Here is a 26,966-nt window from a genome sequence, read left to right as displayed (position 1 = left end):
CCATGCACTCTTCCCCTCGCGGCCTCGTCGCCGCGCTCGCGCTCGTCTGCTGCACGTCTTCACCCACGACGGCGCGCACGCAGCTCGGGCCGACCCACTCCGATCTGGTCTACGCCACCGTTCCCGGCGTCGGCGGCGCGCAGTTGGATCTGAAGTTGGACCTCTACCTGCCGCCGAGCCCGAGCGGGCCCCTGCCGACGGTGATCTGGATCCACGGGGGCGGTTGGGCCGGGGGCTCGAAGTTCCCGAGCACGGCGGCGCCGTTGGTGCTGGCCGGCTACGCGGTGGCGAGCATCGACTACCGCGTCAGTGGGATTGCGCCCTGGCCGGCGCAGATGCACGACTGCAAGGCGGCGGTGCGTTGGCTGCGCGCGAATGCGGCGACCTACGGCCTCGACCCCGATCGGTTCGGCGCGTCGGGGTCCTCGGCCGGCGGGCACTTGGCGGCCTTTCTCGGCACCAGCGGGGGCGTGGACACCCTCGGGGTCGGCGGCGTCAGCGTCGACGTGGAGGGCACGGTCGGCGATCACCTGGGCGAGTCGAGTCGCGTGCAGGCGGTGGCCGACTACTACGGCCCCACCGACTTCCTGCGGATGTCGATGCTGCCGTCGATGATCGACCACGACCTGTTCGATTCGCCGGAGAGCAAGTTGATCGGCGCGCCGATCCAAGCCGCCCCCGAGTTGACGTTGACAGCCGACCCGACGCAGTTGCTGTCCCGCGACGATCCGCCCTTCAAGCTGATCCACGGCACCGCCGACAACTCGGTGCCCTTCGACCAGTCCGAGCACCTGTGGCGTACGGCGCGCGAGGTGCACGGCCTCGATTGGGAGCTCGTGGCGATCCCCGACGGCGGGCACGGCGGACCGGGCTTCGGGATCGGGCACGCGGCGGCCTGGTTCGATGTGCACCTGGCTCCGCGGGACACGACGGTCGGCATCGAGCTGCTCTCATCGCCCGGCGAGGGTGCGGGCCCCGGCGCCCTGCGGATCGAGCGGGCCGGGCCGACCACCGCGGACCTGGCCGTGCTGCTCTTCGCCGCCGGCAGCGCCGAGCCCGCGCGCGACTACCTGCCCCTGCCCCAGCGCGTGGTGATCCCCGCCGGTTCGGCGTCGCGCTCGGTGCCGGTCTTCCCCATTCAGGACGGGCTGGTCGAGGGCGACGAGTCCCTGACCGTGACCATCGCGCCCTCCGCCGACTACCTGATCGACCATGCGGCGACGGCGATCGAGCTCGTCATCGCCGACGACGACGGCGGGCCGCTGCTCCCGACGGTGACGGTGAGCACGGTCGACGGCGTGGCGACCGAGGGCTCGGTCGACGGAGCCCTGGCGCGGATCACGCGCAGCGGTGGGCTCGCGGCGCCCTTGACCGTGCGCTACCGCGTGCGCGGTTCGGCGGTGCCCGGTGTCGACCACGATCGCGTCTCGGGCGAAGCGCTGCTCGCCCCCGGCCAAGCCTCGATCGACCTGCCCCTGGCGGCCCTCGACGACGACCTGGCCGAGCCGACCGAGGTTTGGGTCGTGGAGCTCTTGGCCGGGAATGCCTACGCCCTCGATCCGGTGCACGTGGCCAGTGGCCGCATCGACGACGACGACCGTGTTGCCGGGCAGCCGCTGCTCGGGCTGATCTCGGAGTCGTCCCTCGGCGTAGAGGCGGGGCAGGATCTCGTCTTCGTGCTGACGCGCACCGGCAGCGCGAGCTCGCCCCTGAACGTCGGCCTGTTGACCAGCGGCAGCGCCTCGCCGCTGCTGGATCTCTCCGGCGTGCCCGCCAGTGCGAGCTTCGCACAGGGCCAGTCCTTCACCCGCGTGACCCTGGGCGCCGTGGCCGACGGACTGCCCGAGGGCGCCGAGTTCCTGGACCTGACCCTGGCCGCGACGCCTGGGCACACGTCCACCGAGACGCGCACTCGCCGCGCGACGATCGCCGACGCGGACGCGCCGTCGATCGCGGGTGAGCCCCTCGAGCTGGTGGTCGGCGCGACCCGCCTGGGGACCGAGCTGCTGGTGGACCTGGGCGGGCCCGCCTCGAGCCCCTGCGCGGTCTACCTGGCCGCGAGCGCGGGCTTCTTGCCCGTCCTGGGCCAGCCGATCCTGCTCGACGTGGCCTCGGCGCAACTGCTGTTCTCGGGGGCCACGGGCGCCGATGGCTCCGCCCGGTTCCGGGCGCCGATCGCCGACGATCCCGCGCTGGTGAACCTCGTGGTGTCCCTGCAGGGCTTGGCCGTGGACGGCGCGGGCAGCCTGCGCGTCTCGGCCGCGACCGAGCGGCGCCTTTGCAGCGTGGACTGACGCGGACCTCGTGGGCGACGGACCAGGGGCCGGAGGGAGGAATCCCCCCGGCCCCTGGCAGTTGGCGGACGCCCTTCGCGCCACGGGTGGGTGCCGGACGACCGGCCTTCCCGTTCCGACACCGCTCGCTCATCCAGGAACCAACCGTGCAAGTCCTCCGCTCACTGCTGCTCGCCGGCGCCGCCGCAGTCGCCCACGCAACACTCGCTCCCTCCGCCCAGGCGCAGATCTGGACCGTCGACATTGGCGTTCAGATCTCCACGATGGACGGCAATGCCTGCGCCGCAGTCTCGGAGGGAGGCCGCTTCGCCTCGATCTACCCCTACCGCACCGATGCGGGCGATCGCTACTGCGGGCTGACGACCTACGAGGCGGACGGTCAGGTGTCCCACCACGTCGCCCTGTCGTCGTTCGATGGCGGCCAGGCGACGTTCTACGACTCAATGTTCGTCGACGAGCAGACCCTGGTCGTGTGCGGATCGGTCGAGGGCCAGCCCTACATGGCCGCGATCAACGTCGCGACCGGCCTCCCGACCTGGGAACGCTCGCTCGTGGGCAGCGGCAAGCTCACGGAGTTGACCCGCAACCACCTGGGTCAGTACATCGCCATGGGCGATTACACCAACGGTCCCTCCTACGATGTGGTGGTCATGGCCGTTGGCTCGACGGGCACCCTGCACTGGTTCCGCGACTACGGCGTGGAGGTCGGCAACAACTTCGTCGGAGACATCGCGACGGCCGCCAACGGCGACCTCTTCATGCTCTACACCTCGAGCGCCGGCACCGTCGTCGTGCGCACGACGGAGTGGGGCCACACGATCTGGAGCGCGCGCTACACCGCCAACGGAAGCGGCGCCGCGTCGATGCAGATCGAGGCCACGGCGGACGACGGTCTGCTGATCTGCGGCTGGTGGATCCAGAACGGAGTGCCCAAGGTCTTCACGATGCGCCTCGACGGCTCCGGCGGAATCGAGTGGTCCCATCGCTACGAGATCGCCGACACCGTCGATCAGGCGGTGGCGGTCTCCAGCCTCGACCTGCGCGCGGACGGACGGCCGCTGATCGGCCTGCAGCTCCACAGCTCCCTTCCCAGTCCGTACCCGGCGGCCGGCGTGATGGCCCTCGACGCCAGTGGCAACGTCGAGTGGGTGCGCCGCTACTCGATCGGTGGCTTCGAGAAGTCCCCCAGCGTCGAGGCGACCCCCGAGGGCGGCTTCTTCCTGGCCACGTCGCGCAACAACAACGGCCTGCGGACCCTGCGCGGCAACAGCCAGGGTGACGTCGGCGACTGCGTGCCCCAGGCCTACGTGAACGCCTACACCACTGCGCTGATCGTGCAGAAGACCGATCAGGACTTCACCTACCAGCCCTATCCCCACGGCAGCGCGAACCTGCACACCACGCCGGTCACCGCGCCCTTCTTCGACTACATGCTCTGCCAAGAGGACTGCCGCGTCCTGGGCGACAGCTACGGTCAGGGCACGGCGGGCACCTTCGGGATCGTGCCGACCTTGAAGGCCGAGGACGGCCTGTGCCTGGCCTGGGGGCCGGAGCTGACCGTGGGCGCCGGCATCGGGGGCGGTCTGGCCTACCTGGGCCTGAGCCTGGTCCCGGCCGAGGTGCCGATGCTCGGCGGAACGATCTACCTGAACCCGGCCACGATGGTGCTCTTGCCGCCCATGGTGCTGGGTGGGACGGCTGGCGTGCCCGGAGTCGGCTCGGCGACCCTGCCCGTGGGCGGCGACCTCTCCGGCCTCGTGGGAGCGACCCTGCACTGCCAGGCCTTCCTGCCCGACGCCGGCGCCCCCGGCTGGCTGGCGATGACGCCGGCGGCGACCCTGACGATCCAGTAGGGCGCGCTGTCCGACTTCGCGGCGAGCGGTCGAGCCCTGGCCCCGACCGCTCGCTGTCGTTCGGCGCGGTCGTGGCCGCGAACGCGATCAACGGTTGAGTTGGCCGGCCCGAGGGTCGATGCTGCCCCCATGCTCTCCGGTCTCTGCTTCCTCTCCGGCCTGCTCCTCACCGCCCCCTTCCAGGACGGGGCGGAGCCTCACGACGCGCCCGCCGCGCAGATCGAGGGCGAGCCCCTGCCGAGCGACCTGTTCCCGTCGCTCGTCCCGAGCTGACCCTTGTGACCCGGTGAGGGTCAGCCGGTCCGTGGGACCGGCGGAACAGTATCGCGCCCCTGGAGCATCGGCCTGCGCCTGCTCGAGGGCATCCCCGTCGACCGAGCGCGCACGCGGCTGACCGCGACCTACGCGGTGACCGAGCGACTGCGCGTGGGAATCGAGCTCAACCCCTACGAGGACGGCAGCCTCGACCCCGACGGCTGGGACGTGGGGCCGCTGGTCAACTACCGGGTCTTCGACGAGACCGAGCGCCGCCCGGCGATGATCGTCGGCACCAGCTCGGACCGTATCGGCACGCCCGATGGCCGGGCCTACTACGCGACCCTCTCGAAGAGCCTCGACCACTGGACCGGCCTGCCGATCGCGCCCTACGTGGGCACGGCCTTCGGCGAGTTCGAGGACGAATGGGAGCTGATCGGCGGACTGGGCATCCGCTGGGCCGAGCGCGTCACGAGCACGCACCTGTGGGACGGCGAGAACCTGCACCACCTGGTCGACTACGCCTGGGACGGCGGCTGGCGCACGGGCCTGGTGCTCGCCGAGCAGGACGGTGACTACTACGCCGGCCTGACCTTGGGCCTGTCGTTCGGCTCGGGAGGCGACTGAGGGGGCCGGGGGGGCCGGGGGGGCCGGGGGGGCCGTGGGGGCCGCCGGTCGATCGGAAGCGGAGTCGGGACGGGAGCTCCTCGTCCGCGGTCTCGAACAGGATCGCCGGCGCGCGTCCGCGGTGATGCGGCCGTCCGGCCCACGCGCTGGCGGGGCCGAGGTCGCGTCGGTAAGGCGGTGCCGCGCGCCGGCCGGAGACTCTCCGACCGGCGCGCGGCACCTCTCGCAGCGTGCCGATCTGCGGGCGCACGCCCCTCTCAGAAGAGGCCTTCGGGCAAGACGCCCTGGGCAGTCAGCAGGTCGATCTCCCCTCCGGTCAAGAGCCGACGCACGAGGTCGAGGCGCTCGACGTAGCCGGCCGGGTTCTGCCAAGCGCGACCCCAGTAGGAGTCCTTCTTGCGCGACGACCAGTCCTCGTCGTGCAGGGTGTCGAGCAGGATCTGCTTCGAGACCTCGTTGACCGGGCGCTTCGCGAGGCTGGTACTGAACGCGGCCTCGGCCTTGAGGCGGTCCGACCTGGCGGTATCGCTCGACCAGGCCTTGTCGATCAGTGAGCCCATGGCGATCGAGTAGATCGCATCCTCCGCCCAGGCGGGGTTCAGCACGGCGGACGAAAGGTCGGTTGCGCTGCCTTCGAACACGACCCGCTCGAGGTTCACGCGCGCCTCGGGGCTGCCGTCGCACGTCGCGGCCCAGATCAGGTTGCCGCGGGCCACGTCGGGGAGCTCGGCAACTCCGGCCTCGGAGCCCTCGAGCGCCTGTCCAAGGATTCGATTGAGCTCGTGAGTCTTGGAGAAGGCCAAGCGGAACCAGCCGTCGTTGAGGAGGGACTCGTAGCGGTCCCCTCCGGAGTTGCCGTCCGCCGCGAGGGGCTCGAGCACGCCGGCCAGGTCGTCACGCAGGGTCGCCACGACGGCGTCGATCTGCCCGAAGACTCCGAGATCGACCATCAGCTCGGTCAAGGTCTGAATGAAGCGATCCTCGTTGCGCCGCGCCTCGAACTGCAATGCTCGCAGCTCTCGGGCCTCGTCCGGGGAGAGGGCGCGCACCTGGGCCTGGAGCAGGAGCTCTTCCACTCGCGGCGGTTCCGGGAAGTCTGCAGTCCCGGCCACGATCGCCCCGAGCTCTTCGAGCATCTGCACCCGGAAGGCCGCGAAGCTCGACCGCTCGGCGAGCGTCTGCCAGAAGAGGTAGCGCTGCTCGAGGCTCGAGCTGCGGCGCATGGCCAAGTAGAGCTCCTCGCGATAGCCCCCGTCGTAGAGCTCGTCGCGCACCTGCTCGAGCTTCAGCGGCACCCATCGACGCAGGTGACCCAGGTCGTTGGGGACCATGATCGTCTTCCCGCCGTCCTCGGAGGTGACCTTGTACGGCTCGAGATCGAGGGCGTGAGTCGGGTCGTCGAGCGCCGACAGATAGGTCACCAGCTCGAGGCCGCCCTCCAGGACCTCCTCGTGTCGGTGTTCGTAGCCCACGTCCAGCGAGATCGGCAGCTTGGGCCCGCAGACACCGCGCCCGTCCTGGGCTGGATCCGGCGAGGGGCGCATCGGGTTCATGAGCGCCAGGTCGACGGTCCAGGCCAGATTCTGAGAGGTGAGCCCGACGCCGAGCAAGTCCTCGATCAATTGCCCACGGTCGTGGCCGCTCTGGCGCCACCAGTCCTTCTGCTGCAGCACTCCCCAGGTCAGTCTCGCCAGCGCCGTGCCGTTGTTGAGGGGGCCGATCTTCAGCGTCGCCCGGAAGCGCTCGAAGCATTCGAGCGCCAGCTCGGAGGTCGAGACCGGCGACCCCTCGACGACCGCCGAGTCGAATCCGCGCAGCAGCTCCGCCGGATCAAGGTCGGGGTGCTCCCACACGAGCTCCGAGGCCACCCTGAAGGCGGCGTCGAACAGGATGCACTCGTGCAGGCTGCGGAGGTCCATCTCGATGCTGCCCGAGTCGAACCGCGAACGGTGGTGGTCCAAGTACTGCTTCAGGGGCGAATCCGGGTCCTGGAGCCGCCGCTCCTGCTCGGCATACGTGATCGGACGGCCGTCCTCGTCGTAGGGATAGGTCAACTGCGCGAGCTCTTCCTCGGCCGCGAGCACCTTGACCAAGGCGGCGTGGACTCGCGGCGACAGGTACTCCGAGTGGGCCGTGACCAGCTCGCGAGTGACGTCTTGAGGGGCACACGAGGCGGAGGCGGGAACAGGGCTCGAGGCGAGGAGGGCGGTGATGATCGATGCGATGGCGGTCTTCATGTCGATGTCTCGGAGTCGAATGTCTGAGCGAGATCGGTCTCGTTCCCGAGCGTCCCTGGAAGCCGGCCCCACCCTCGGGCCCGTTGGCGCGCTCGAGGGTGGGGCCGGCGAGTATCCGCACTCGGGCGGGTCACCCTTCGCCGCCGTCGCCGTCGCTGTCGGTCCCGATAGGCACGCCGTCCTTGCAGTTGCCCACCGCGACATAGACGTATCCGCCGCCGTTGAGGTCCTGGACCGTCTGGTCACAGGTGGGCGTTCCCCACCAACCGAAGAACCAGCTGCAGTCGCTGGTGTTGCAGTTCTGGCTGACCAGTTGCTCGCTCACCCACTTGTCGCGGTCGAGGAGCGTGTCGCCGCCCGATTGGAAGGTCTGGTAGTCGGGCGAGATCTTGTGCGTGTAGCACACGAGTCCGGTCGGTTGAATCGTCAGCGATCCAGCGACGACGGTGAGGCTGACTGCGCCCGAGCACTGGCAGGACTGAGCCGAGAGCAGCTCCGTGTCGCCGTCAACCGGTACGAGCTTGCCGCATGCCGGGCCGGCCCAGTCGCTGTCGGTTTCGGCGGTGGCCGAGGTGGCGGCGAGCGAGATGAGCGCAAGAGCGCCAAGCTTGATGATCGACGATTTCATACTGGCCTTTCGTGAGGACGGGAGTTTCCCGATGGAAGTACAGGTCGGCTCCGAGGATTCGGAGGCGACGCGAAGCGAAGGCCAATCCCCCGCTCTGCCTGGAAACGGCGTGCGTCGTCGCGGGTTCCACCGGTCCTTCTCCGATTTCCGCTGGAGCGAGTCAGCGGTCGGTCAGCAGCACTCCCGTTGCTCGGCAAGGCGGAGGCGTTCGGCTTCCACGATCAACTCGCGATGGCCTGCCGAGATCCTCTGACCAGATCGATCGAGCACGGGTCGCTGCACTCGCACGCCCCGGCTCGTGCTCTGTGACCCGCTCGGAGCCAGCCGAATCGTCTGGCACGTGGAAGAAGCTCGTCGCTCGCCGACACCCACCCGGAACGACCCCGACCCTGCGGACGTCGTGCAGTACCAGCACGACGCGGGCAACCGGTCCCCTCCGGCTCCGCGGGCTTGGACCGGTTGGCGGCGGACCGATTCCGGGCGGCGCCGCGTCCCTCGACGGCAGCGGCCTCTACCCGCGATCGGTGCCGACGGCGAGGAGGCTGCGGATCGGCAGGTGCAGGTCCAGCTCGAAGTGCTCGTAGCCGTGGGCGAAGGGGCGCCCGTGCCAGACCTCGAAGCACGGCTGATCGGTCGGCACCATTCCCGAGCGCGGCAGCCAGGTGGCGTAGATCCAATCGAGGGCGCGCTGCTCCAGGTCGATGGCGCCTTTGATCTCGAGCTTCGCCACGGTCATGGCCGGGAAGTCGAAGCGGCCCACCTCGCCCTCGGGACGCACCTCGTCGACCTCGACCGCCACGTCGTAACGGCAGTCCTCGTGGGCCACGACCTCCGGGTCGTCCCACATGTAGCCGTACCAGGTGCCGCCCGCGACGCCGCGCGCCTCGGCCCACTCCACCAGCCGCTCGGCGGCGCCGGTCACCGCGCCCAGGCTGCTGAAGGGATCGGGCACGCGGATGTAGGCCACCCGGCGCGGGGGTAGCCGCAACAGCTCGACCTCGAAGCCGTCGGGGTTCTCGCCGGGTGGCAGGCGTTGGAGCAGATGGCGGTACTCGGGATCGGCGACCGTCGACTGCCAACGCTCGCGCCGATCGCGGCGGTAGGCCTGCACGTCGAAGGCGCTGGGCGGGACGCCGAAGCGCTGCTTGAAGCTGCGCGAGAAGTCGGAGGAGGAGCCGAAGCCGCAGGCCAGGGCGATCTCGGTCAGCGAGCGGCCTTGGGTCCGACCGAGCATCGAGACGGCGCGCTCGAGGCGCACGCGCTTGATGAAGGCGTTCAGGGTCTCGCCGGTGAGGGACTTGAAGACGCGGTGGAAGTGGAAGGGCGAGAAGCTCGCCGCCCGCGCCACGACCTCGAGAGAGAGGGGCTGGTCCAGGTGGGCCAGGACGTGGTCGATGGCCCGGTTGACGCGCTGGACGTAGTCGAGCGAGGGGTCGGTTTCGCTGTCAGTTCGCAAGATCCGTAGAGCGGCCCCGCCGCCGCTGCCTTACACCTCGGGCATGAAGATAACCGCGAACGCCGCCCTAGTGGCACTGGCCCTCGCGCCGCTCGTCGGCGGCCAGGACGCCGCCCCCACCGACCAACTGCCCACCCCTCGACCGGAACAACCCATGGAACTCGGATCCTTCTCCGTCAGCCTCGCCGTCAAGGACCTGTCCGCGTCCCGCGCCTTCTACGAGAAGCTCGGCTTCGCCCAGATCGGCGGCAACCCCGAGCACAACTGGATCGTGCTGCGCAACGGCGAGGCGGTGGTCGGCCTGTTCCAGGGAATGTTCGAGCGCAACCTCTTGACCTTCAACCCCGGCTGGGCGAGGTCCGGCCAGCACCCGGAGGAGTTCACGGACGTGCGCGAACTGCAGCGCCTGGCCCAGGAGCGCGGCCTCGAGCTCACCACGGCCGCCGATCCCGAATCCACCGGCCCGGCCCACTTCGTGCTGACCGATCCGGACGGCAACCCGATCCTGATCGACCAGCACGTGGATTGACGACGCGGACACCTGTGTTGGCGTGAAGCGGACGAGTTGGACGCACTGGCCACGGATCCTGGTGATCGAAGCGGGCTAGTGTCCTGGATCGGAAATTCGGCGTCACTTCCCGGGCTCCGATCGCCGCTGGCGTCACCAGCGCCTCCTCCGAGTATCGCAGCGGATACGCGTCGTCGACGCGCCTAGCCAGCATCGATCGGACCTCCGGGCAGTGACGCCGAATTTCTGATCCAGGACACTAGGATCAGGCCATGGCCCAGAACGACGTGATCCTCGCCCGAGCCGAGTTCGACCCGCGCCTGCCGCGCTACTTCATGCTGCAGGCGCTGGCCGGGATGCTCTTCAGCTTCGTCATGATCCCGCTGATTCCCTTCTGGCTGATCCTGGGGCGGGGCATTCACCAGCAGCAGTACAAGAACTTGGTCTGCGAGCTGACGCCGCGCACGCTCAAGGTTCGACGCGGGGTGCTGTTCAAGGTCCAGAAGAGCATCCCGCTCGACAAGATCACGGACCTGGCCCTGAACGAAGGGCCGATCCTGCGCTACCTGGGCCTGTGCAGCCTGACGATCGAGACCGCCGGGGGTGGGCAGGGCGCGGCCACGGGACAGGCGGTCCTGCCCGGCGTCGCCAATGCCGAGGAGTTTCGCGATCGCGTCCTGGAACAGCGCGATCGCGTGACCCTGCGCGACGATTCGAGCGAGCGCGCGGCCGCGGTCCCTGCGGTCCCCATGCGGGAGAGCGGGACCCTGGACGAGATCCGCGACATCCTCGTCCGCATCGACCAGCGCTTGGCCGACCGCGCCTGAGCGGAGCTCGCCCGCGGCTCGGACGGGACTCGCCGCAACAAGACCCGGTCGGCGTCTGGGCTCCCGGCCGGGTGCACGGCGCACGTGGAGAGGGCACGGGGAGTCCCCGCGCCGCGCGGCGGACTTCGGCGGACGAGGACGAGCGCGCGCAAAGTCGCCCCGGCCGGATAGCCTCCGCCCATGAACACCGATCGCCGACGACTGTTGGGGGGCCTCGCCGCGGGGGCCATCGCCGTGCCCGCCCTGGCCGCTTCGAGCCGCGGGGCCCAAGAAGCCAGCGCGACCCGCGTCGCGATCCGCCGCAAGCGCATCCCGCGCAGCGGCGAGCTCTTGCCGATGATCGGCCTGGGCACCTCGCGCACCTTCGACGTCGACCCGGCCACGGTCAGCGCCGACTTGGTCACGGTCATGGGCGACTTCCTCGACCTGGGCGGCAGCCTGATCGACTCCTCGCCCATGTACGGCCAGGCCGAGTCGGTCGTCGGCGAGCTCTTGCGCCGCGTGGGTCGCGACGACGCCTTCCACGCCACCAAGGTCTGGACCGACAAGGGGCGCGAGGCGGGGATCGAACAGATGGAGACCTCCGAGCAGCGCATGGGCACGGAGCGCTTCGACCTCCTGCAGGTCCACAACCTGGTCGACCTCGAGGTCCAGCTCGCGACCCTGCGCGAGTGGAAGGCATCGGGCCGCGTGCGCTACATCGGCGTGACCGAGATGCGCGACTTCGAGCAGGTCGAGAAGCTGATCGCCGGGGGCGAGATCGACTTCGTGCAGATCCCCTATTCCCTGGCCGAGCGCGAGGTGGAGGCGCGGGTGCTGCCCGCCGCCCTCGACCACGGGGTCGCGGTGCTGGTCATGCGCCCGTTCCAGCGCGGCGGCCTGTTCGAGAAGGTCGGCGAGCGCGCGGTCCCGGACTGGGCCACCGAGCTCGGTTGCCGCAGTTGGGCCCAGGTCTTCCTGAAGTTCCTGCTCGGCCACCCGGCGGTGACCTGCCCGATCCCCGCGACGTCCAAGCCCCACCACCTGCTCGACAACATGGCCGCCGGCGTGGGCCCCCTGCCGGACGCCGCCTGGCGCGAGCGGGCCATCGCGGACGTCATGGGCTGAATCGCGGCGCCGGCGTGCCTCGGCAACGCCGGCGCCCGGTCGCCGTCAAGTCCACAGCAGCCACACACCGCCCACCGCGATCGGCAGGAACAGCACCGTCAGCGCGCCGCCCGCGCGGAGGTAGTCCGAGTTGCGGTAGCCGCCCGGGGCCATCAGCAGCGCGTTGACCTGGTGGGTCGGGAGCAGGAACGAGTTCTGGGCGCAGATGCCGACCAAGAGGGCCATCGCACGTTGATCGATGCCGCACAGCACGCCCAGGTTCATGGCCAGGGGCGCGACGACGATCGTCGCGGCGACACTGGACATGAACAGCGACAGGACGCTGGCCAAGAGGGCCACGGCGCCCAGGACCATGAGCACGGGCGCGCCCTCGAGGCCGTGGAACATCAGCCCGGCCAGGTAGTCGGCGGCACCGGTCGAGCGCATCGCGATGCCCAGGGGAATCAGCCCGGCCAGCAAGAACACGGTCCGCCAGCTCACGGCCTGGTAGGCCTGGTCGACCGTCACGACGCCGAGCACGATCGTCGCCACGGCGCCGGTGAACAGGGCCACCGGGAGCGAGACCCCGGCCAGGCCGAGCGCGATCGCGCCCACGAAGCAGACGATCGCCCGCCGCCCCCGCCCATGGTCGACGCTCTCATCGCCCAGGGGCGTGAGCAGCACGAACCCGCGCTGCTCCTGGACCTCGCGGATCCGTCGCGCGGGTCCTTGGACCAGGAGCAGATCCCCGGCCTCGAGCGGCCGTTGCCCGAAGTCCCGGTCGAGCTTCTGTCCACCTGCCAGGAGCGAGAGGGGCTCGACGCCCCAGTTGCGGCGCATGCCGATCTCGCGCACGGACTTGCCGACCAGCTCCGAACGCGGCGCCACGAGCAGCTCCGCGAGCCCCGCGCGGTCGCTCCGGCGCAGCTCGGGGAAGCGCTCTACGTGTCGCCTCGGACGCACGCCGCACTCCTGGACCATCCGCTCGATGTCCGCCGGCCTGCCCATCAGGGCCAGGCGCTGACCGGCGGCGAAGACCGTCTGCAGGTCGGGCGCGAAGACGGTGCGGCCGAGCTGGCGCACCGCCAGGACGTGCACGCCGAAGCGCGACAGCAGCGACGCCTCTTTGCGCGTGAGCCCCACCAGGGAGCTGTCGGCCGGCACCATCGCCTCCTCGACGTGGTCCAGCAGCGACCAGGAGGCGAGCACGTCGCTGCGCGCCGGGTGTGCCCGAGCTTCGGCCGCGTCCACCCGCTCGGGCAGCACGCCGCTGCCGAAGGCGACGAAGAAGGCGATGCCGGCGACCACCAGCGCCAGACCGATGGGCGTCACCGCGAACAGGTCGAAGCGCTCCAGACCGTTGGCCGAGACCAGGTCGTTGACGACGATCAGCGGGCTCGAGCCGACCATCGACAGGGTCCCGCCGAGGATCGCGGCGAAGCCCATGGGCATCAGCAGCTGGCTGGTGCGCAGGGCGCCCTCGCGGCCGATGCGGACCCCGACCGGCAGGAACAGGGCCGCCGCGCCGATGTTCTGCATGAACGCACTCACACCACTGATCGAGGCGAGGAGCGTGGCGAGGAGCCGGCGCGGACTGCGGCCGCCCAGGTCCAGGATCGGGCCGGCGAGCAGGCTGGTCATCCCGGTCCGCTCCAGGCCGTGGCCCATGATCATGACCGCGATGATCGAGACCACCGCTCCGCGGGAGAAGCCGCTGAAGGCCTGTTCGGGCTCGAGCAGCCCGAGCCACGGCAGGGTGACCATCACCAGCATGGCGACCACGTCGACCCGCAGGCGTTCACTCACGATCAGGAAGATCGTGAGCGCGAGGACTCCCAGCAGGAGCGCGACGTCGCTGGTCATGGCGCGATCGGCTGCGCGCGGTCGGGGCGGTCTGGCCTCACAGCGCGGGAGAGTAGCCTTTTGGCTCGCCCCGTTGGCGGGGGACCCGCCGCGTCGAGACCCTGAGTCCCGCGAATCCGCCCACCACCGGTCGCGGCGCGCGATCGGCGACGCGCGTCGCGCCCGAGTTCAGCCCTCGCCGGCCAGCCGCGCCTCGATCCTCGGCGCGAGCTCGTCCGCCAGCTGCCGCGCCGTGAGCCCGTGGCAGAAGCCGCTGGGATGGTGGTCCTGCTCGTGAGCCCACAGTGTCTGCGGCGCGTAGGGCACGAGCGTCGGCAGGAAGTCGTGGAAGCGCAGGCCACGCGCCTCGCAGGCGCCGCGCAGCCGCTCGTGCAGCTCCGCCATGGGGTAGTCGTCCAGGTGCGCGAGGATCGGGTACATGCTGACGTGGAACTCGAAGCCCGTCTGGTCGCCAAGCTCGCGTCCGCGGTCGATGGTCGCCAGCACGCGCCCGTAGCCGTCGCCGCCCTCGCGCCAGCGGTGCTGGTGCTGCTTGATGTTCCCGCTCTCGAACAGCGACTGGTAGAGGCGATTGGCCAGGGTGTCGACCACCACCGAGCGCTGGCGCAACCATCCGGTCAGCCGCTCCTGGACGGTGCGGCCCTCTGCGCCCCACTGCCCGCCGGTCAGGCCCAGCCGCACGATCCAGTTCAGCTCGGGGATCTCGGGCAGCGGATCCGTGTCCTCGACCTCGCCCTTGTAGGTGACGGGCGTGTCGACCGCGTCGTTGACGAACAGGTTCATCAGGACCAGGTCCGGCTCGAGCTGCAGGGTGCGCCGCTCGAGGGTCTCGCGCACCTGCCGGATCTGATAGCCGGGCACGCCCAGGTTGACCACGCGCACGCGCTCGTGGCCCAGACGCCGGGCCAGCTCCCACTCCAGCTGCTGCGGCAGGGTGTCGTCGTCGTCCACCAGCGACCCGAAGACGAAGGAGTCGCCGATGACCACGATGCGAAACTCGCCTTCGGGCTTGGGCTGCGCCACGGCCTGGCCGCGGTAGCCGTAGCGGTTGACCGAGTAGGTCACCGTCGACTGGGGCCGATCGCCCCAGGCGGAGAGCACCTGCTTGGCGCGTTGGGCGGGGACCAGCTCGTAGCGCAGGCCACTGCGGTCCTTGAGCGGGCGGCACAGGGTCTTGTCCGGGCCCGCGAGCTGGGTCGGGGGCGCGCCGATCTGGCGCGCGGAGGCCTCCACGGCGACCAGGCCGGCCGCCGTGGAGACGGCGACGAGCACTGCCCGCAGGCACCATCGACTCAGGCGACCGGGGCCGCCGACCGCTCCTCGAGCGGGGCTGTTGGACATGGAAGGAGAGTTCACGAGAGCCCCGAACGGACGGTAGGCATCCTCCCGGGCCGAAGGCTAGCACACCCCCCGCGCGCGGGCCGAGGCCCTGAGCGAGCGCGGCCCGCGGCGGCGTGGCCCCATCGGGACCTGCGCCGCGGCGGGCCGCGAGGCCAACCGCTCGAGGCGGGATCGGCGCCGGCCGCGGGCTGCCCTACAGCTCCCGCGGCCGGCCACCGGCCCTACTGCACGTCCAGGACCACGGCGTTGGAGCTCGACAGGAAGCCCGGGGCCCCCGGGTCGATGACCCAGGCCTGGATCGTCCAGGTCGCGACCGGCGCGGCCGGGCCGAAGGGCAGGGTCACCTGCAGCGAGCCGTCGCCGGGCGCCGCCCCGCCGAGCCCGAAGGCCGACGAGAGCAGCAGCAGCGGGTCGGTACGCAGGATGCAACCGGGGATCAGCTCGGAGATGCCGAGGCCGGTTCCGATCGCGAACAGGGTCTGCCCGCCACCGACGGCGTTCGACAGGGTCAGGTCCACCGAGCCGCCCGGCGTCGGGCAGCCGCTCGCCTGCAGGTACGGCATGAACCCGCCGCTACCCGGGCAACCGAAGCCCTCGAGCTCGATCACGCCCGCACAGGCCGGCGCGCCGACCTGCACCGTGACGGTGCCGAGGTTCGAGTCCTCGTCGCCGTCGAAGGCCGCGTAGGTGAACGACGTGATGCCCTGGAAGCCCTTGTCGGCGATGAAGGTCGCCGTGGTTCCGATCAGGCCGACCTTGCCACCGTCGGGCTGGTCGACGATGCGACCGACCAGGGAGTCCCCGTCGGCATCCGAACCTCCCAGCGCGATCGTGATCGGCTGGTCCGTGGGTCCGGCGGCGTTCAGGTTGGGAACCACGGGCGCGTGGTTGTTGTTGGTGGATTCGCTGTTCGGGCCGTTGTGGCAGCCGTAGCAGGTCACGTTGGCGCCGTCGAAGTACGAGATCGGCCCGAACTTGGTGTTGAAGCTACGCGGGGCATGGGTCTGCGAGAGCACCGTGCTACGCGAGTCCGCGCCGTGACAAGCCTTGCAGGACGACGAGCCCTGCTGCTCGACGATGTCGCCGTGCTTGCCATTGGCCCAACTGGCGGTCGCGGGGTGCATCCCGTGGGGACCGACCAACTGGTTGTCCTCCAGGCTGGCGTGGCACGACGAGCACTCGTTGATCGTCCCACCGTGGCCCTGGATCAGGGTCGGCTGGATGTCGTCGTTGGCCTCCGACGTCGGGAAGATCGCGTGCGGCGAACCGTGGCACGCCGAGCACTGCAGCCCACCGTGGCCGGTCGAGAAGCGGTACAGCGAGAAGCCTTCCGCGGGCGTGTCGGGCGTCGTCGCGAAGGTCTGGTTCGTCGGCACGTGGACATTGCCCATGGCGTCGAAGACCGAGTCGAAGCGAATCTCGCCCAGGTTGTCCGTCGCGGTGCCCGAGTGGCACTGCTGGCAGTTGGGCTCTTCGAACCAGCCGATGCGATCGGGGTCACCGACCAGCTCCATCGAGCCGTGGCAACTCTGGCAGGACATGCGGAAGTCGGCGTCGTCGCCGACCGCCTTGCCCATCGCGCCGCGCAGACACTGGGTCTCGAAGCCCGGGTGACAGCTGTAGCAGGCGTCGCGCTTGACGACCTCGTTCAGGGTCACGCTATCAGGTGTCATCACGCTGGCGTGCCCGTTGTGCATGGCCTGGGTCATGGGCGTGATGCCCGCGACGCCGGTGCCGGGCAGGGCGTTCGACCCGTGGCAGGAGGCACACAGGATCGGCGTGCCCCCGGCCAAGGTCGCCTGCAGTCCGCCCGGGTCGTAGCCGACCGCCGCCGAAGCGGACTGGAACAGCGCGCTGGCGGCGTTCAGGTCGTCGTGCAGGGCGATGATGTTCAGGCGATCGTCGACCAGCGGGTCAGGATCGTAGGCCCAGCCCGCGGCGGGCCGCGCCAGGGGATTGGCGGCCGAAGCGTGGCACTGGTTGCAGCTCAGCTCTTCGGAGTTGGGCACCGTCGTCACCGTCGAGGCCAACACCTGGCCCTGGGTGTTGCGCGCGACGATCCGGAACAGCGGGTAGGGGTTCTTCTGGCCCGCGTCGTCGAAGGGCGTGAGCGGAATGCCCTCGGCCGCGTGCCACTCCCAGGTCGGGTCGTAGTCCATGCCCTGGGGCACGTTGTTCGGCCCGGGCATCGAGTAGCCCGCGAGGCCCTCGTCCAGGGGCAGGTCGACGCCGAAGACGGCCTCTTCGTAGTCCCAGAAGTTCGTCTTGCCGATCGACGTGCTGTTGATCGAACCCTGGGGGTCGGCGATGGCCTCGTAGGTGATCGAGATGCCGATGCCGCTGGTCACGAGCTGGCCGCCGGACATCAGCTGGGTGTGGATGTTGTTGTAGGGCGGCAGGATCACGAAGACCGAGAAGTCCGGGTCGATGCAGTGCATCCCCAGGTCGTTCCAGGCGACGATCCGATTGGGGCCGCCGGCTTGGGCGGGGGCCGGGGGGGCGGGCGGGGAAGAGGACGCGGGGCCGGCAGCCAGGTAGACGCCGAAAGCGCCGAGGGCGGCGACCGTCAGGCCGCCGGCCGTGCGCTGAGCGAGCGTGCGGGGGATCGAAAGAGACACGGGGACCTCCAGGTAGGGAGATGTGGACCGTGCTCGACCGTAGGCCGCCCCCGCCGGACGCAGATGACAACGCTGTTAGGCGGGCCGGGGAGGGCCGACAGGCCCGCGGGGACCCCTCCGGGCCATGTAAGAATCCAACCACGGGACCCTGGAGTCGCCTGATCCCGGAGCGGCCGTGAGAGGTGGTCGGGTCTTCGGAGCCAGCTGAGGGCCTGGATCTGCCATGCCGAGGACGTCGGGAGGCTTGGGAACGGGGGTTGGACTAGCTGGTTGGGTCGTGGGTGGTTGCAGAGCCGCGGACCCGATCCCGCCTACCGCCTCCGCACGCTGTCAGTACAACGACAATCACGACCCCACCGACCCAAGCCAAGTCCCCAAGCCTCCGGGCATCCTCGGCATAGCTAATCCCGGCCCTCAGCTGGCTCCGAAGATCCGACCACCTCTGTCCTGCTTGGCCGAACCGCGGGTGGTCCCGGATGGCCGAACTCGTGGTGGTCCTGATACCCCGGTCTGTGACACCCACACGAGATCCTGAAGCCCCCAGCGCTGCGGCTGTCAAGCCCGCGACGCTATAGGCACAACCAGCAGCCTCGTCGTGACTTCGGAACGCGATGAGCTGGGCGCCAATGGGATGCCAGGGTCAGCCCCTATTGACGGGGCGACTCGTCAAGGGCTGCCTTGACTAGTTGTGCGAATGACTCCCCAGCGTCGTCCAGTAGTCGTTCTGCGTCGCTCCAGGATCCGTCCGCGATCAGATCTAGCTGAGCGATGAGATCCCGGTAAGCGGGCGAAGACTCCGACAAAGGCCCGGAAATCAACATCTCCTTTGTGGATCTCGCCGACGTCTTGGCTGCGTCTCTGTGGCTGAAAACTCGTTGCAGATGCCGCTCCCGAAGCTCCCGCTCTGCTTCAGTTGTGTCTCCAATGCCGTCAACAAGCTCGGCATACCTACAAGCAACTTCGATTGAGCAGATCAACCCTATGCTGGAATCCCGAAACTGAACGCGGGGGTCGGGAACGACGTCCAACACGGGAAGACACTCCAGCACCCCCACTGGAAGCTCACGTGGCACCAAGATCTCCCAACGGTCAAAGCTACCGGCAGCGATATCCGGTAGATCCGACGTCGGAAGAACGAAGCCCTCTGCAAGGAACCGATTCCCGTCGACCAGAGGTAAAAGACAGAAGAAGTCCCCAAGGTCGCTGACCCCGATCAGCCTTTGAAGGACGGCTTCCAGCTCAGCCTCCATCGCAAGGGGCTCAGCTACGCTGAACCCAAGCGGAACGTAGACAAGCGGGTGCCGACAGCAGAACTTCGAGGGCAAAGTAACCTCGATTCCCTCCTGCGGCAGAGCACCGACCGCCTCTTTCAGCTTGCTCAACTCGCTACGCAGAGAGTCTGCACGCTTTCGCCGGACGTACTTATAGATATCACGCTGAGCGACGGTGAGGGGGTCTAGCAGCCATGGGTCAAGGAGTTCTTCCATGAGCCCGTAGATACGGCTCTCTTCGTGATTCAATTCCCTTGCATCGAAGTAGTCAGGCGAGATCGCAAATACTTGATCAAAGGCTGCCTGCATCGCAGGTAGGTGTTCCATCGCGTCGCGGAAGTTGTGCGCTGCTAGCCGTCCAATCTCCTTCTTCGTCGGGTTGTTGGTGAACGTTCCCACCTGAGAGGTGAAGTTCTGCAGAGACGCTGCCCACTTTCGCGGCCCCTCGCCCACAGCGGTCCCAATGGAGGCCGGAGCTTGAGGTGGAGGATCCGGCAGGCGTGATAGGCCCCTAACTACCCGGGCTGAGAGGGCGCCTCCCTCGAGTCCCGTGGCGTCTTCGGGCCGACCTGTGAGCGCCCGCTCAAGGCCTGAGACGATCACAGATAAGAACCGGAGCGATTCTCGCCTGAGATACGACCAGCGCTGTTGAAAGACATAAAAGCTGTCTGGCAGGAATGCGCCTTCAACCGTCTTACGCCACGCCGAGTTTCTGAGGACATCGCTGCGAGCCGGCAGGCTCTCTGGAGGAATCTGCTTGTCAGAGTTGCGAACGCTCGGCTCAAGCCCCATCGGTAGCAACCAGATGCCTTGGGCGTCATAACGACTGCAGTCGGGGAGTGCGGTGCGTAGTGCGGTGAGGCGGGACACTGCCTGCTCGTTACCTCCGTCGGATGCATCCTCCGGATCGACTATGTAAACCGAAGTTAGGACATTATCCGTGTCGATTTCGATTGAAATGCTGTCCGTATGTAGTTGCAGGTATCCAATCAGCTCTTGCCCCGCCTCGTCCACGATCCGCTCGTATGCACTCCGGTCGTAGCGATAGATGCCCTGGAGGATTCGGCAAACATCCTTAAACGGGAGCGACCACAACCGGTCGCTGTCTATAACGTGTCGACGAAACTCATCCCACTGCTCGAATTGCAAGCGGCAGAACGTTATCCAGTCGAGGAGCTCCCCAACCTCCGCAATGGACATCTCGGTGATTTCCTTGCGATTGATCTTGCCGTTCGTGAGGAGCGCACTGCAGTACTCCCTTCCTCGAGGCTTGCCTGTGAACTTGGCGGCGATCTCTCTTAGCTTCTCAAACCCGGGTGCTTTCTCGCCAAGTAGTGCGGCCATCCTGTCGACGGTGTCAAGATGTAGCGACGGGAGCACCTTCGTGCTGAGGAGCATTGGTCCCGCGTTTCCGAGCGCATCGTACGCCTCCAAGAACAAGCCCCGGTGCGACTCGAAGAAGGAGCGTTCTCCCGCATCAAATGCTCCCCTAACGTACCGAAGTACGCGCCACAGCGAGCTTGCCTCGCATGCATCAGATAGATGGGCCAGAAGCTTCTTGTGGTCAGCATCAGCCCGCGACAGCGCATTGGCCACAAAGTCCCGAACCGCTTCGTCAGGGACCGCGTCCAGAACAGACAGAACCGTATCGTCAGTAGACAACCCACCTTCATGGAGAATTGTCACTAGGTGATTGGATCTGACCCAATGGAGGCCCACCAGGTGCCCCTCGTTGATCGTCAGGTACTCCTCCGATAGCGACGTCAATACCTGTTGGGGATCATCCCTCAGGGGGATCGTCGAGAGTAGCTCCTTCGTGCGTACAGGCGCCCCCAGCACACTGGCGACTGCTACCCGCCTGACAACCTCCACCTTCGCTCGATCTTCGTTCTGCCTAGTGATCTCCCTGATCTGCTCACGCAGCCTGTCTTCGAGCATCTGGCCGTGTGTCAGCAGGTAGACAAACTCAATGAGGAGCAGTGGCTCGCCTGTCCTTTCAACCGCCCACTCCGCCGATACAACGCTCGGGTGGAGTCGACCCTGTTGGCCGAACACACCATGGATCGCTATTGCCTCGTCCACCGCGAGCCCCGGTTCGAGGATTTCGTAAACGGTTGCTGTCTCTCGCGCGAATCGGTGCCAGTCCTCGGTTCTAGTTGAGACAAGCAGTGGCGCACCGAGGCTGGAACAGGCTCTTGCGATCGTGGGCCAGCAACGGGTCGACCACCCTGCATTGTCGAGGAACAAGAAGACCGGGAGGCCTACATCTACGCGATGTCGCACGAAGGCAACGATTTGACCCGCCTGCTCTTCCGTCTCCGCGGACTGCACGATGAACGTGTGCCTTCGGGGCCAGTTCTCAATTGCGAAGCGATACAGCAGAGTCGACTTTCCTTGCCCGCTAGAAGCCCGAAGGACGCAGACCTTCGAAGCTGCCAACGCTTTGCCCATACGTTCAAGCCAGATTGGGCGCCTCACGTCCAGTCCAGCCGCGACGTGACCCGGCCTTGTTTGCTTCGCCTCGAAGAAGTCCGACGCCAAGGCATCCGGCTCCCAGGAGGGCAAGTCGATCAATGTTGAGCCATACGCCTGGAATTGCTCTTCCCTGGCTAGCGCTTCCCCGGTTTCGCTTCTGACTTGCTCGATCCGTTGCCAGGAGACCTCCTCTCGATCGCCTGCCCACTCGAGGAACCTAGAGACGAGAACGTACATGTAGGTGCTTACGCCCGCTCCCCCAAGGCCGAATGCATCGGTGATCGCAGCGCGCGCATCCTGCTCCACTTGATCGATAGGGATGGACTCAATCGAAATCCTTTCGATCAAGACATCGGCTTCCTGCTCTGACCCGCCGACCGAAGTGCAGAGCTTTCGAAACTTTTTAGCAATACGCTTCTTCTCTTGCGCCTTGAGGTCCGAGTGCGAAGCAAGGCGGCCGATGTCCTTTTGAAGCTCGAAGTTGACAGCCAGGCGAAAGCGACAGTCCTGATTCGTGCGGAGCGCCTTCAAGAATCCCTCCACGGGCCCTTTCAGTCGCGCCCACGACCAGGGCGTGCTGGCGCTCTTCACCTGGACATACTCGTTTGAAGCATAGAATCCGATCAGATCGACATCCTCGATGCCTTCTAGGCGAACCGAAGCATTGCGCTCTTCTCTGAGATTCAGAGCACGGAGAACCGAGTAGATGATCTGATAGCGGATTCCACGGATGTTGGCCGCTCCATGGAACCTCGAGGAGAAGAGAGCCTCCATGCCTGTGGCTTCCGGGTCAGCCATTTCGTCTGTACTCTTCGTCATGGGTGCTTCAGGATCTCGTGTGGGTAGCGGGATCGAGGTCGAGCCCGCCAAGGTGGAAGTAGATGGCGTTGCGGAAGCGTTCACGGTTGCGAAAGCCGGAGGCCATCCGCTTCACGCGCTGGATCCGCGCGTTGATCGACTCCGAGGCGGCGTTGGTGGCACCGAGGACGACGGCGTTGATGATCCCTTCCAGGTGCTTGGCGATGGTCGCGGCGACGCGCTTCATCGGTTCCAGCCGAGATCGTCTGGCCCAGGAGATCCGGGCTCGCCAGCCCTTCCGAGCCCGGGCGCGGGAGGAGTAGTGCCAGAGAAACATGGCGTGCTCCTTCAGAGCCCACGCTCGGGATGTCCGCACAGCGATTCGTTTCATCCGTACGAAGAAGGTGCTCTCGTCCTTCTCCATGCTCTCAGGATTGCGTAGCCATCTATGCTTGGTCCTTACCAGCGAGCGATCACCCTCAGCGAACTGGCTGCGCTGCTCCTCTCGTCTGACCTTGTCGACGGCGTCGCCGAGGTACTTCGCGACATGGAACTTGTCGGGCTCTACTGCACCTTTAGTGGAAGCCCCCGGGGCGCGCTCGAGGAGGAACCCAGCGATTGGATGTCGTTGCGCGGAGTTTAGGGGTGATCGGTTGATGCGCACGACGAGGACGCCAGACTCGGGGTGTCATACGTCCTCATCCGGGACCCCGTCATGCGCGCCACGACCCTACTCCGTGTTCTGCTCGCCATCCAGCGCCTCATCGTCCGGGCTTCCACTTCGAGGATCTCGGGGTCGTCGTCGAGGTCGCCCCGGATGGACGTAGGCGCCCTCGCTGCGGCGAGTGCGACCGCCCCGTCAGGAAGGTCAAGGATCGTCGTCTCCGCCGCTGGCGCCACCTGGACATCGCCGGGATGAAGGTCTACCTCGAGTACGCGATCCGGCGAGTTCACTGCGAGTCCTGTCGAGGTGTGAAGACCGAGCAGATGTCCTGGGCCGAGCCCAGCAGCAACTTCACCCGCAGTTTCGAGTAGCGGACGGCGTTCCTCGCGCAGCAGTGCAGCAAGACGATGGTCTCGAAGTTCCTGCGCGTCTCCTGGCGGACGGTGGGAGCCATCATCAGCCGCGTCGTCGTGCGGAAACTCGATGGCTTGGGCGATCGACTCGACGGCTTGAAGCACATCGGGATCGACGAGCTCAGCTACCGCAGGCATCACGAGTACGTCACCGTCGTCGTCGATCATGAGCACGGTGTCGTGGTGTGGTCGTCCAGAGGGAAGAGCGCTGCCACGCTTCGTCGCTTTTTCGAGGATCTGGGCGAAGAACGCTGCGCTGCGCTCGAGAGCGTGACGATCGACCTATCCAGGGCGTACATCGCCGCCGTGACCGAAGCCGTGCCGCACGCACGTCTGATCTTCGATCGCTTCCACGTCCAGCGCCTCGTCCAGGACGCCCTCGACGAGACCCGCCGTGCCGAGGTCCGTGCGGCCGAGACGGAGGATGGGAAACGGGCGCTCAAGGGCACCCGATACGCCCTCCTCAAGAGCCCATGGAACTTGACCGACGCAGTCCACCAGACCCTCGCCGAACTCGAGCAGGCGAACCAAACCATCTTTCGCGGGCACATGCTCAAGGAGTCGTTCGCCGCGATCCTCGGTGGACGTTAGATCAACGTCGCACGCAAACGACTCGAGAGCTGGATCGTTGACGCGAAGGCGAGCGGGCTCCCGGCCTTCGCGCGCGCTGCGAAGACGGTCGAGCGTCATCTCCACGGGATCCTCGAGTACGTCCGAACGCGGTCGAGCAACGGTCGGACAGAGGTGGTCGGGTCTTCGGAGCCAGCCGAGAGCCTGGTTTGGCCATGCCGATGGAGCCCGGACGTTTGGGCACTTGGCTGGGGTCGGTGGCGTCATGGGTGGCCGTGTCGCCCAGGGCCCGCAGCCAGCGTCGTCAGTGCAGCCGCGTGAGCCGCGGGGGCAACGCGGGCCTCGCCGCCGCGCTCAGCGCTCCGCTTCCCAGGCCGTGCCGTCGTCGAACTCGGCGCTCTGGACGACGAAGCGGATGCGGTTCGTCTGCTCGGGCGCGAAGGCGGCGTTGGTGGTCAGGTCGACCGTGGCGCCGGCCTTGGCGAGGGGGGTGGTGGCGACCGACTCGAAGTCCCATTCGCCGGTGAGGCTGTGGGTGAAGTCTTCGAGTTCCTGGCCGGCGGCGTCCAGGTAGACGAACAGGACCTGGGCGCTGACGACGACCTTGTTGCAGTGGTTGGTGATCCGCAGGGGCGCGTCGGCCATGCCGTTCTCGAAGACGAGGTCTCCGGTCAACTCGACGGCGATCGGGGCGGGGCCCTCGAAGCTCAGGGTCTCGAACTGCGCGGGACGGGCGGCGAAGTCGCGCAGGGGGATCGGCGGCAGGCTGAAGGGGTAGCGCACCTCGGTGGTGCCGCAGACCTTGAGGTCGACCGTGTCGGGGGCCTCGGGGCAGTCGAGGCTGATCTCCATCTGTTCGCCCCAGCCCCAGGCGTTGGCGAAGCGCGTGCCGAGCGGGCTGCCGTCCGCGCGGCGGGGGGAGCTGAGCACGCGCAGGTCCTGGGCACCCGGGCCGTTCAGCTCGAAGCTGACCGTCTCGCCCCAGTCGGACAGACTGAGGGTGCCCGCCTCGAGCTCGCGCGGCTCCGCGTCGGAGCGCTGCCAGGCCACGGCCTCGATGCGGCTCGGCAGGCTCAGCCGCACGGCGCCGGTGACCGTCTCGATCGACTCGACCGAGCTCAGCAGGCCGGTCAGGTCCTGCTCGAAGGCGTAGACGAAGTAGCCGCCTTGGACCGACGGCGTCGACAGGTGCTGGACGTCCTCGTCGACCAGGGCTTCGCCCGCCGCGCTGCGGACCTGATCGACGGCGAGGACCTCGGCCATCTCGGTCTGGAAGGCCAGCACGGCGGGCGCCAGGCCCAGGCCGCGCACGGTCAGGGTCAGGCGCCCGGTGGGCTGGGGCGAGTTCTCGATCAGCTCGGAGACCTCGACCAGGAAGGGGCCGGCGAACACGGCCGGAAGGGGCCGGGGGCCGCGGGCGAAGCTCAAGGCCGGAGTCGGCGTCTCGTCGCCGAACCAGGCCAGTTGTGTGGTCTCGGGCCACAGGGGGTGCAGGTCCAGCTCCTGGGCCAGACGCTCGATGGCCTCGGGCCGCGAGACGCCGGCGAGGGTCAGGTCGACCTCGGCGGCGAGGGCCGCGGACACCGAGCCCGCGTCGAGCTCCAAGCCGGTGCCCGCGAGCAGCTCGATCAGGACCTCGCGCGCCGGGCGACCGGCGGCCGCGACGTCGACGCGCCAGGCGGCGTCGTGCTCGGCTTCGCTGACGGCGGCGAGGGCCTCGAAGTCCGCGCGCGCCCGGGCGATCTCGTCGAGGGTCCCGCCCTGCTCCCAAGCCGACTGCGCCTCGGCGAAGGCCTTGTTCATCTCCTCCGCCAGGCCCTGGCCGATCTCCTCGACGAAGGTCTGCCCGACCTCCTCGAACAGGTTGTCCAGGCGTTCGAGGTCGAACTCGAGGAAGTCGTCGCCCACCGGCATGCCGAGTCCGTAGACGAGCCACGCGCCGTCGACTTCGCGCAACAGGACCGTGATCTGGCGCTCGTCGCCGCCCTCGATCAGGGTCGCGGGCACCACGGCGCGTTCTCCGTCGATCTCACCCAGACCCAGCTCGAAGAGCTCCAGATCGGCGCTCTCCATGGCCAAGGTGTCGTCCGAGGCGATCGCATCGGCGGCGGCAGGCGTCATGCACGCGTAGGCCGCGGCCTCGTCGCCGCGCTGGATCGCGTCGATGTAGCGCTCGACCACCACTTCGGGACTCGAAGCGAGCTTCACGGCGGTCGTGGCCGTCGCGGGGGCCGCCGGCGACGGCTCGTCACTCCCCGAGCAGGCGGTCAGGAGCAACGAGAGGGCGAGGATCGCAGGGCGAGTCGAGTGGGACATCGGGGGGTCCGGAGGATCGGGGTGGGCGGGGCCGAAGGGCGGCATCGACCGCCGGCGATCGCCACCTGGAGCCAGATCGACTTCCCTCAGGCCAGCTCGACCGACGTGCGCGCCAGGGAGCCGTACTCGAAGCCACGGGCCGGATAGGTCGCTAGAGCGCCCGGGCCGGCGGCGCCGACGGCGAACAGGAGGGGCAGGAAGTGCTCGGCGCTGGGGTGGGCCAGGTCCGCGGCCGGAGCCCGCTCGCGGTAGTGCAGAAGGCCCTCCAGGTCGCCGCCCTCGATTGCCGCGCGGGCCCACTGGTCGAACTCCACGGCCCAACTCGGCGGCGGCGAGCCGTGCGTCCAGTCCAGCCGCGCCAGGTTGTGGACCATGCCGCCGCTGCCCATCAGCAGCACGCCTTCCTGGCGCAGGGGTGCGAGGGCGCGGCCGAGGTCGTACACGGCGCGCGGACCGGCGGCGCCGGGCAGGGAGACCTGCAATAGGGGCACCGTCGCGGCCGGGAACATGTGGACCAGGGGCACCCAGACCCCGTGGTCCCAGGATCGTGTGGGCTCGTTGCGGACACCGCCGAGCAGGTCGGCCACGCGCGCGGCGAGCTCGGGCGCACCGGGAGCCGGGTACTCGACCCGCCGCAGGGAGGGGTCGAAGCCGCCGAAGTCATACAGCAGGCCTCGGCCCTCGAGCGTTCCGACCGTGGCCGGCGAGCGCTCCCAATGGGCGGAGACGACCACGATCGCGGTGGGCTCGCCCAGGGCCCGGCCCCAGCGGGCGAAGTCAGCGCCCATCACGGAGTCGAGGGCCAGGCTCGGCGCGCCGTGGGAAACGAAAACGACGGGGGTGAGGTTGCTCATGGTTCGTGGGCG

Annotated in this window: 18 protein-coding genes and 1 pseudogene; 9 read left to right on the top strand and 10 right to left on the bottom strand. The window is 68.3% G+C overall.

Annotated elements, in window-relative coordinates:
- Window positions 1-2: 2 nt before the first annotated feature.
- The 4 genes from Pla133_RS01190 (at window position 3) to Pla133_RS01180 (ending at window position 5,029) form a co-directional block, all read left to right on the top strand.
- On the top strand, window positions 3-2,294 hold the full coding sequence (locus tag Pla133_RS01190; RefSeq protein WP_419192012.1) for an alpha/beta hydrolase fold domain-containing protein: 2,292 nt from the start codon (window positions 3-5) through the stop codon (window positions 2,292-2,294).
- Window positions 2,295-2,440: 146 nt separating this feature from the next.
- On the top strand, window positions 2,441-4,147 hold the full coding sequence (locus Pla133_RS01185) for a hypothetical protein (RefSeq protein WP_145061537.1): 1,707 nt from the start codon (window positions 2,441-2,443) through the stop codon (window positions 4,145-4,147).
- Window positions 4,148-4,276: 129 nt separating this feature from the next.
- The gene (locus tag Pla133_RS25790) at window positions 4,277-4,420 is read left to right on the top strand and encodes a hypothetical protein (protein WP_419192011.1); all 144 of its coding nucleotides are present in this window, start codon (window positions 4,277-4,279) and stop codon (window positions 4,418-4,420) included.
- Window positions 4,421-4,555: 135 nt separating this feature from the next.
- Window positions 4,556-5,029, top strand: a complete 474-nt coding sequence (locus Pla133_RS01180) for a hypothetical protein (RefSeq protein WP_145061535.1) — start codon at window positions 4,556-4,558, stop codon at window positions 5,027-5,029.
- 257 nt (window positions 5,030-5,286) lie between these two features.
- Here the strand turns inward: Pla133_RS01180 and Pla133_RS01175 are convergent, their stop codons facing one another.
- The 3 genes from Pla133_RS01175 to Pla133_RS01165 form a co-directional block, all read right to left on the bottom strand.
- Window positions 5,287-7,266 (bottom strand): hypothetical protein, encoded by a 1,980-nt coding sequence (locus Pla133_RS01175; protein WP_145061533.1) that lies wholly within the window; start codon window positions 7,264-7,266, stop codon window positions 5,287-5,289.
- Between the two features lie 130 nt (window positions 7,267-7,396).
- Window positions 7,397-7,894: a hypothetical protein gene (locus Pla133_RS01170; protein ID WP_145061531.1), complete on the bottom strand. Its 498-nt coding sequence runs from the start codon at window positions 7,892-7,894 to the stop codon at window positions 7,397-7,399.
- Between the two features lie 511 nt (window positions 7,895-8,405).
- Window positions 8,406-9,350, bottom strand: a complete 945-nt coding sequence (locus tag Pla133_RS01165) for an AraC family transcriptional regulator (protein ID WP_145061529.1) — start codon at window positions 9,348-9,350, stop codon at window positions 8,406-8,408.
- A gap of 154 nt (window positions 9,351-9,504) precedes the next feature.
- On the opposite strand from Pla133_RS01165, the gene Pla133_RS01160 reads away from it, so the two are divergent.
- The 3 genes from Pla133_RS01160 (at window position 9,505) to Pla133_RS01150 (ending at window position 11,792) form a co-directional block, all read left to right on the top strand.
- Window positions 9,505-9,879, top strand: a complete 375-nt coding sequence (locus Pla133_RS01160) for a VOC family protein (protein WP_145070696.1) — start codon at window positions 9,505-9,507, stop codon at window positions 9,877-9,879.
- Window positions 9,880-10,130: 251 nt separating this feature from the next.
- A complete protein-coding gene (locus Pla133_RS01155; RefSeq protein WP_145061527.1) occupies window positions 10,131-10,685 on the top strand; it encodes a PH domain-containing protein in 555 nt (184 codons plus the stop codon).
- Window positions 10,686-10,865: 180 nt separating this feature from the next.
- Window positions 10,866-11,792, top strand: coding sequence for an aldo/keto reductase (locus Pla133_RS01150; RefSeq protein WP_145061526.1), 927 nt, complete (start codon window positions 10,866-10,868; stop codon window positions 11,790-11,792).
- Window positions 11,793-11,837: 45 nt separating this feature from the next.
- Here the strand turns inward: Pla133_RS01150 and Pla133_RS01145 are convergent, their stop codons facing one another.
- The 5 genes from Pla133_RS01145 to Pla133_RS01125 all read right to left on the bottom strand — a co-directional run bounded on the left by Pla133_RS01145 (window position 11,838) and on the right by Pla133_RS01125 (window position 22,801).
- Complete coding sequence (locus Pla133_RS01145) at window positions 11,838-13,634, bottom strand: SLC13 family permease (RefSeq protein ID WP_145061525.1); 1,797 nt, start codon at window positions 13,632-13,634, stop codon at window positions 11,838-11,840.
- Between the two features lie 168 nt (window positions 13,635-13,802).
- Complete coding sequence (locus Pla133_RS01140; protein ID WP_145061524.1) at window positions 13,803-14,975, bottom strand: SGNH/GDSL hydrolase family protein; 1,173 nt, start codon at window positions 14,973-14,975, stop codon at window positions 13,803-13,805.
- 221 nt (window positions 14,976-15,196) lie between these two features.
- On the bottom strand, window positions 15,197-17,593 hold the full coding sequence (locus tag Pla133_RS25785; protein ID WP_419192010.1) for an Ig-like domain-containing protein: 2,397 nt from the start codon (window positions 17,591-17,593) through the stop codon (window positions 15,197-15,199).
- A gap of 647 nt (window positions 17,594-18,240) precedes the next feature.
- Window positions 18,241-22,158: a hypothetical protein gene (locus Pla133_RS01130; RefSeq protein ID WP_145061523.1), complete on the bottom strand. Its 3,918-nt coding sequence runs from the start codon at window positions 22,156-22,158 to the stop codon at window positions 18,241-18,243.
- Window positions 22,159-22,165: 7 nt separating this feature from the next.
- Entirely contained in the window at window positions 22,166-22,801 is a 636-nt protein-coding gene (locus Pla133_RS01125) for a transposase (protein WP_145061522.1), read from the bottom strand.
- A gap of 26 nt (window positions 22,802-22,827) precedes the next feature.
- Between Pla133_RS01125 and Pla133_RS01120 the strand changes: the two genes are divergently transcribed.
- Together Pla133_RS01120 and Pla133_RS01115 are read left to right on the top strand one after the other, a co-directional pair.
- Window positions 22,828-23,172 carry a transposase family protein gene (locus Pla133_RS01120; protein WP_145061521.1) on the top strand — a complete coding sequence of 115 codons (345 nt, stop codon included), beginning with the start codon at window positions 22,828-22,830 and terminating at the stop codon, window positions 23,170-23,172.
- Between the two features lie 36 nt (window positions 23,173-23,208).
- Window positions 23,209-24,105: pseudogene (locus tag Pla133_RS01115) on the top strand (ISL3 family transposase).
- Between the two features lie 33 nt (window positions 24,106-24,138).
- Here Pla133_RS01115 and Pla133_RS01105 read toward each other — a convergent pair.
- Window positions 24,139-26,100 (bottom strand): hypothetical protein, encoded by a 1,962-nt coding sequence (locus Pla133_RS01105; RefSeq protein ID WP_145061519.1) that lies wholly within the window; start codon window positions 26,098-26,100, stop codon window positions 24,139-24,141.
- Between the two features lie 86 nt (window positions 26,101-26,186).
- A complete protein-coding gene (locus Pla133_RS01100) occupies window positions 26,187-26,954 on the bottom strand; it encodes a DODA-type extradiol aromatic ring-opening family dioxygenase (protein ID WP_145061518.1) in 768 nt (255 codons plus the stop codon).
- Window positions 26,955-26,966 lie beyond the last annotated feature (12 nt).

Source organism: Engelhardtia mirabilis, from assembly GCF_007748095.1.
Classification (GTDB): domain Bacteria; phylum Planctomycetota; class UBA1135; order UBA1135.
Note: the sequence above shows the minus strand (reverse complement) of the source record. Positions and strands in the feature narration are given on the sequence as shown.

What these genes read in the sequence shown, in the direction of transcription:
- Pla133_RS01190 (WP_419192012.1), top strand. Translation starts at nt 3, where the DNA reads ATGCACTCTTCCCCTCGCGGCCTCGTCGCCGCGCTCGCGCTCGTCTGC.
- Pla133_RS25790 (WP_419192011.1), top strand. Translation starts at nt 4,277, where the DNA reads ATGCTCTCCGGTCTCTGCTTCCTCTCCGGCCTGCTCCTCACCGCCCCC.
- Pla133_RS01175 (WP_145061533.1), bottom strand. Translation starts at nt 7,266, where the DNA reads ATGAAGACCGCCATCGCATCGATCATCACCGCCCTCCTCGCCTCGAGC.
- Pla133_RS01170 (WP_145061531.1), bottom strand. Translation starts at nt 7,894, where the DNA reads ATGAAATCGTCGATCATCAAGCTTGGCGCTCTTGCGCTCATCTCGCTC.
- Pla133_RS01160 (WP_145070696.1), top strand. Translation starts at nt 9,505, where the DNA reads ATGGAACTCGGATCCTTCTCCGTCAGCCTCGCCGTCAAGGACCTGTCC.
- Pla133_RS01155 (WP_145061527.1), top strand. Translation starts at nt 10,131, where the DNA reads ATGGCCCAGAACGACGTGATCCTCGCCCGAGCCGAGTTCGACCCGCGC.
- Pla133_RS01150 (WP_145061526.1), top strand. Translation starts at nt 10,866, where the DNA reads ATGAACACCGATCGCCGACGACTGTTGGGGGGCCTCGCCGCGGGGGCC.
- Pla133_RS01145 (WP_145061525.1), bottom strand. Translation starts at nt 13,634, where the DNA reads ATGACCAGCGACGTCGCGCTCCTGCTGGGAGTCCTCGCGCTCACGATC.
- Pla133_RS01140 (WP_145061524.1), bottom strand. Translation starts at nt 14,975, where the DNA reads ATGTCCAACAGCCCCGCTCGAGGAGCGGTCGGCGGCCCCGGTCGCCTG.
- Pla133_RS01130 (WP_145061523.1), bottom strand. Translation starts at nt 22,158, where the DNA reads ATGACGAAGAGTACAGACGAAATGGCTGACCCGGAAGCCACAGGCATG.
- Pla133_RS01105 (WP_145061519.1), bottom strand. Translation starts at nt 26,100, where the DNA reads ATGTCCCACTCGACTCGCCCTGCGATCCTCGCCCTCTCGTTGCTCCTG.
- Pla133_RS01100 (WP_145061518.1), bottom strand. Translation starts at nt 26,954, where the DNA reads ATGAGCAACCTCACCCCCGTCGTTTTCGTTTCCCACGGCGCGCCGAGC.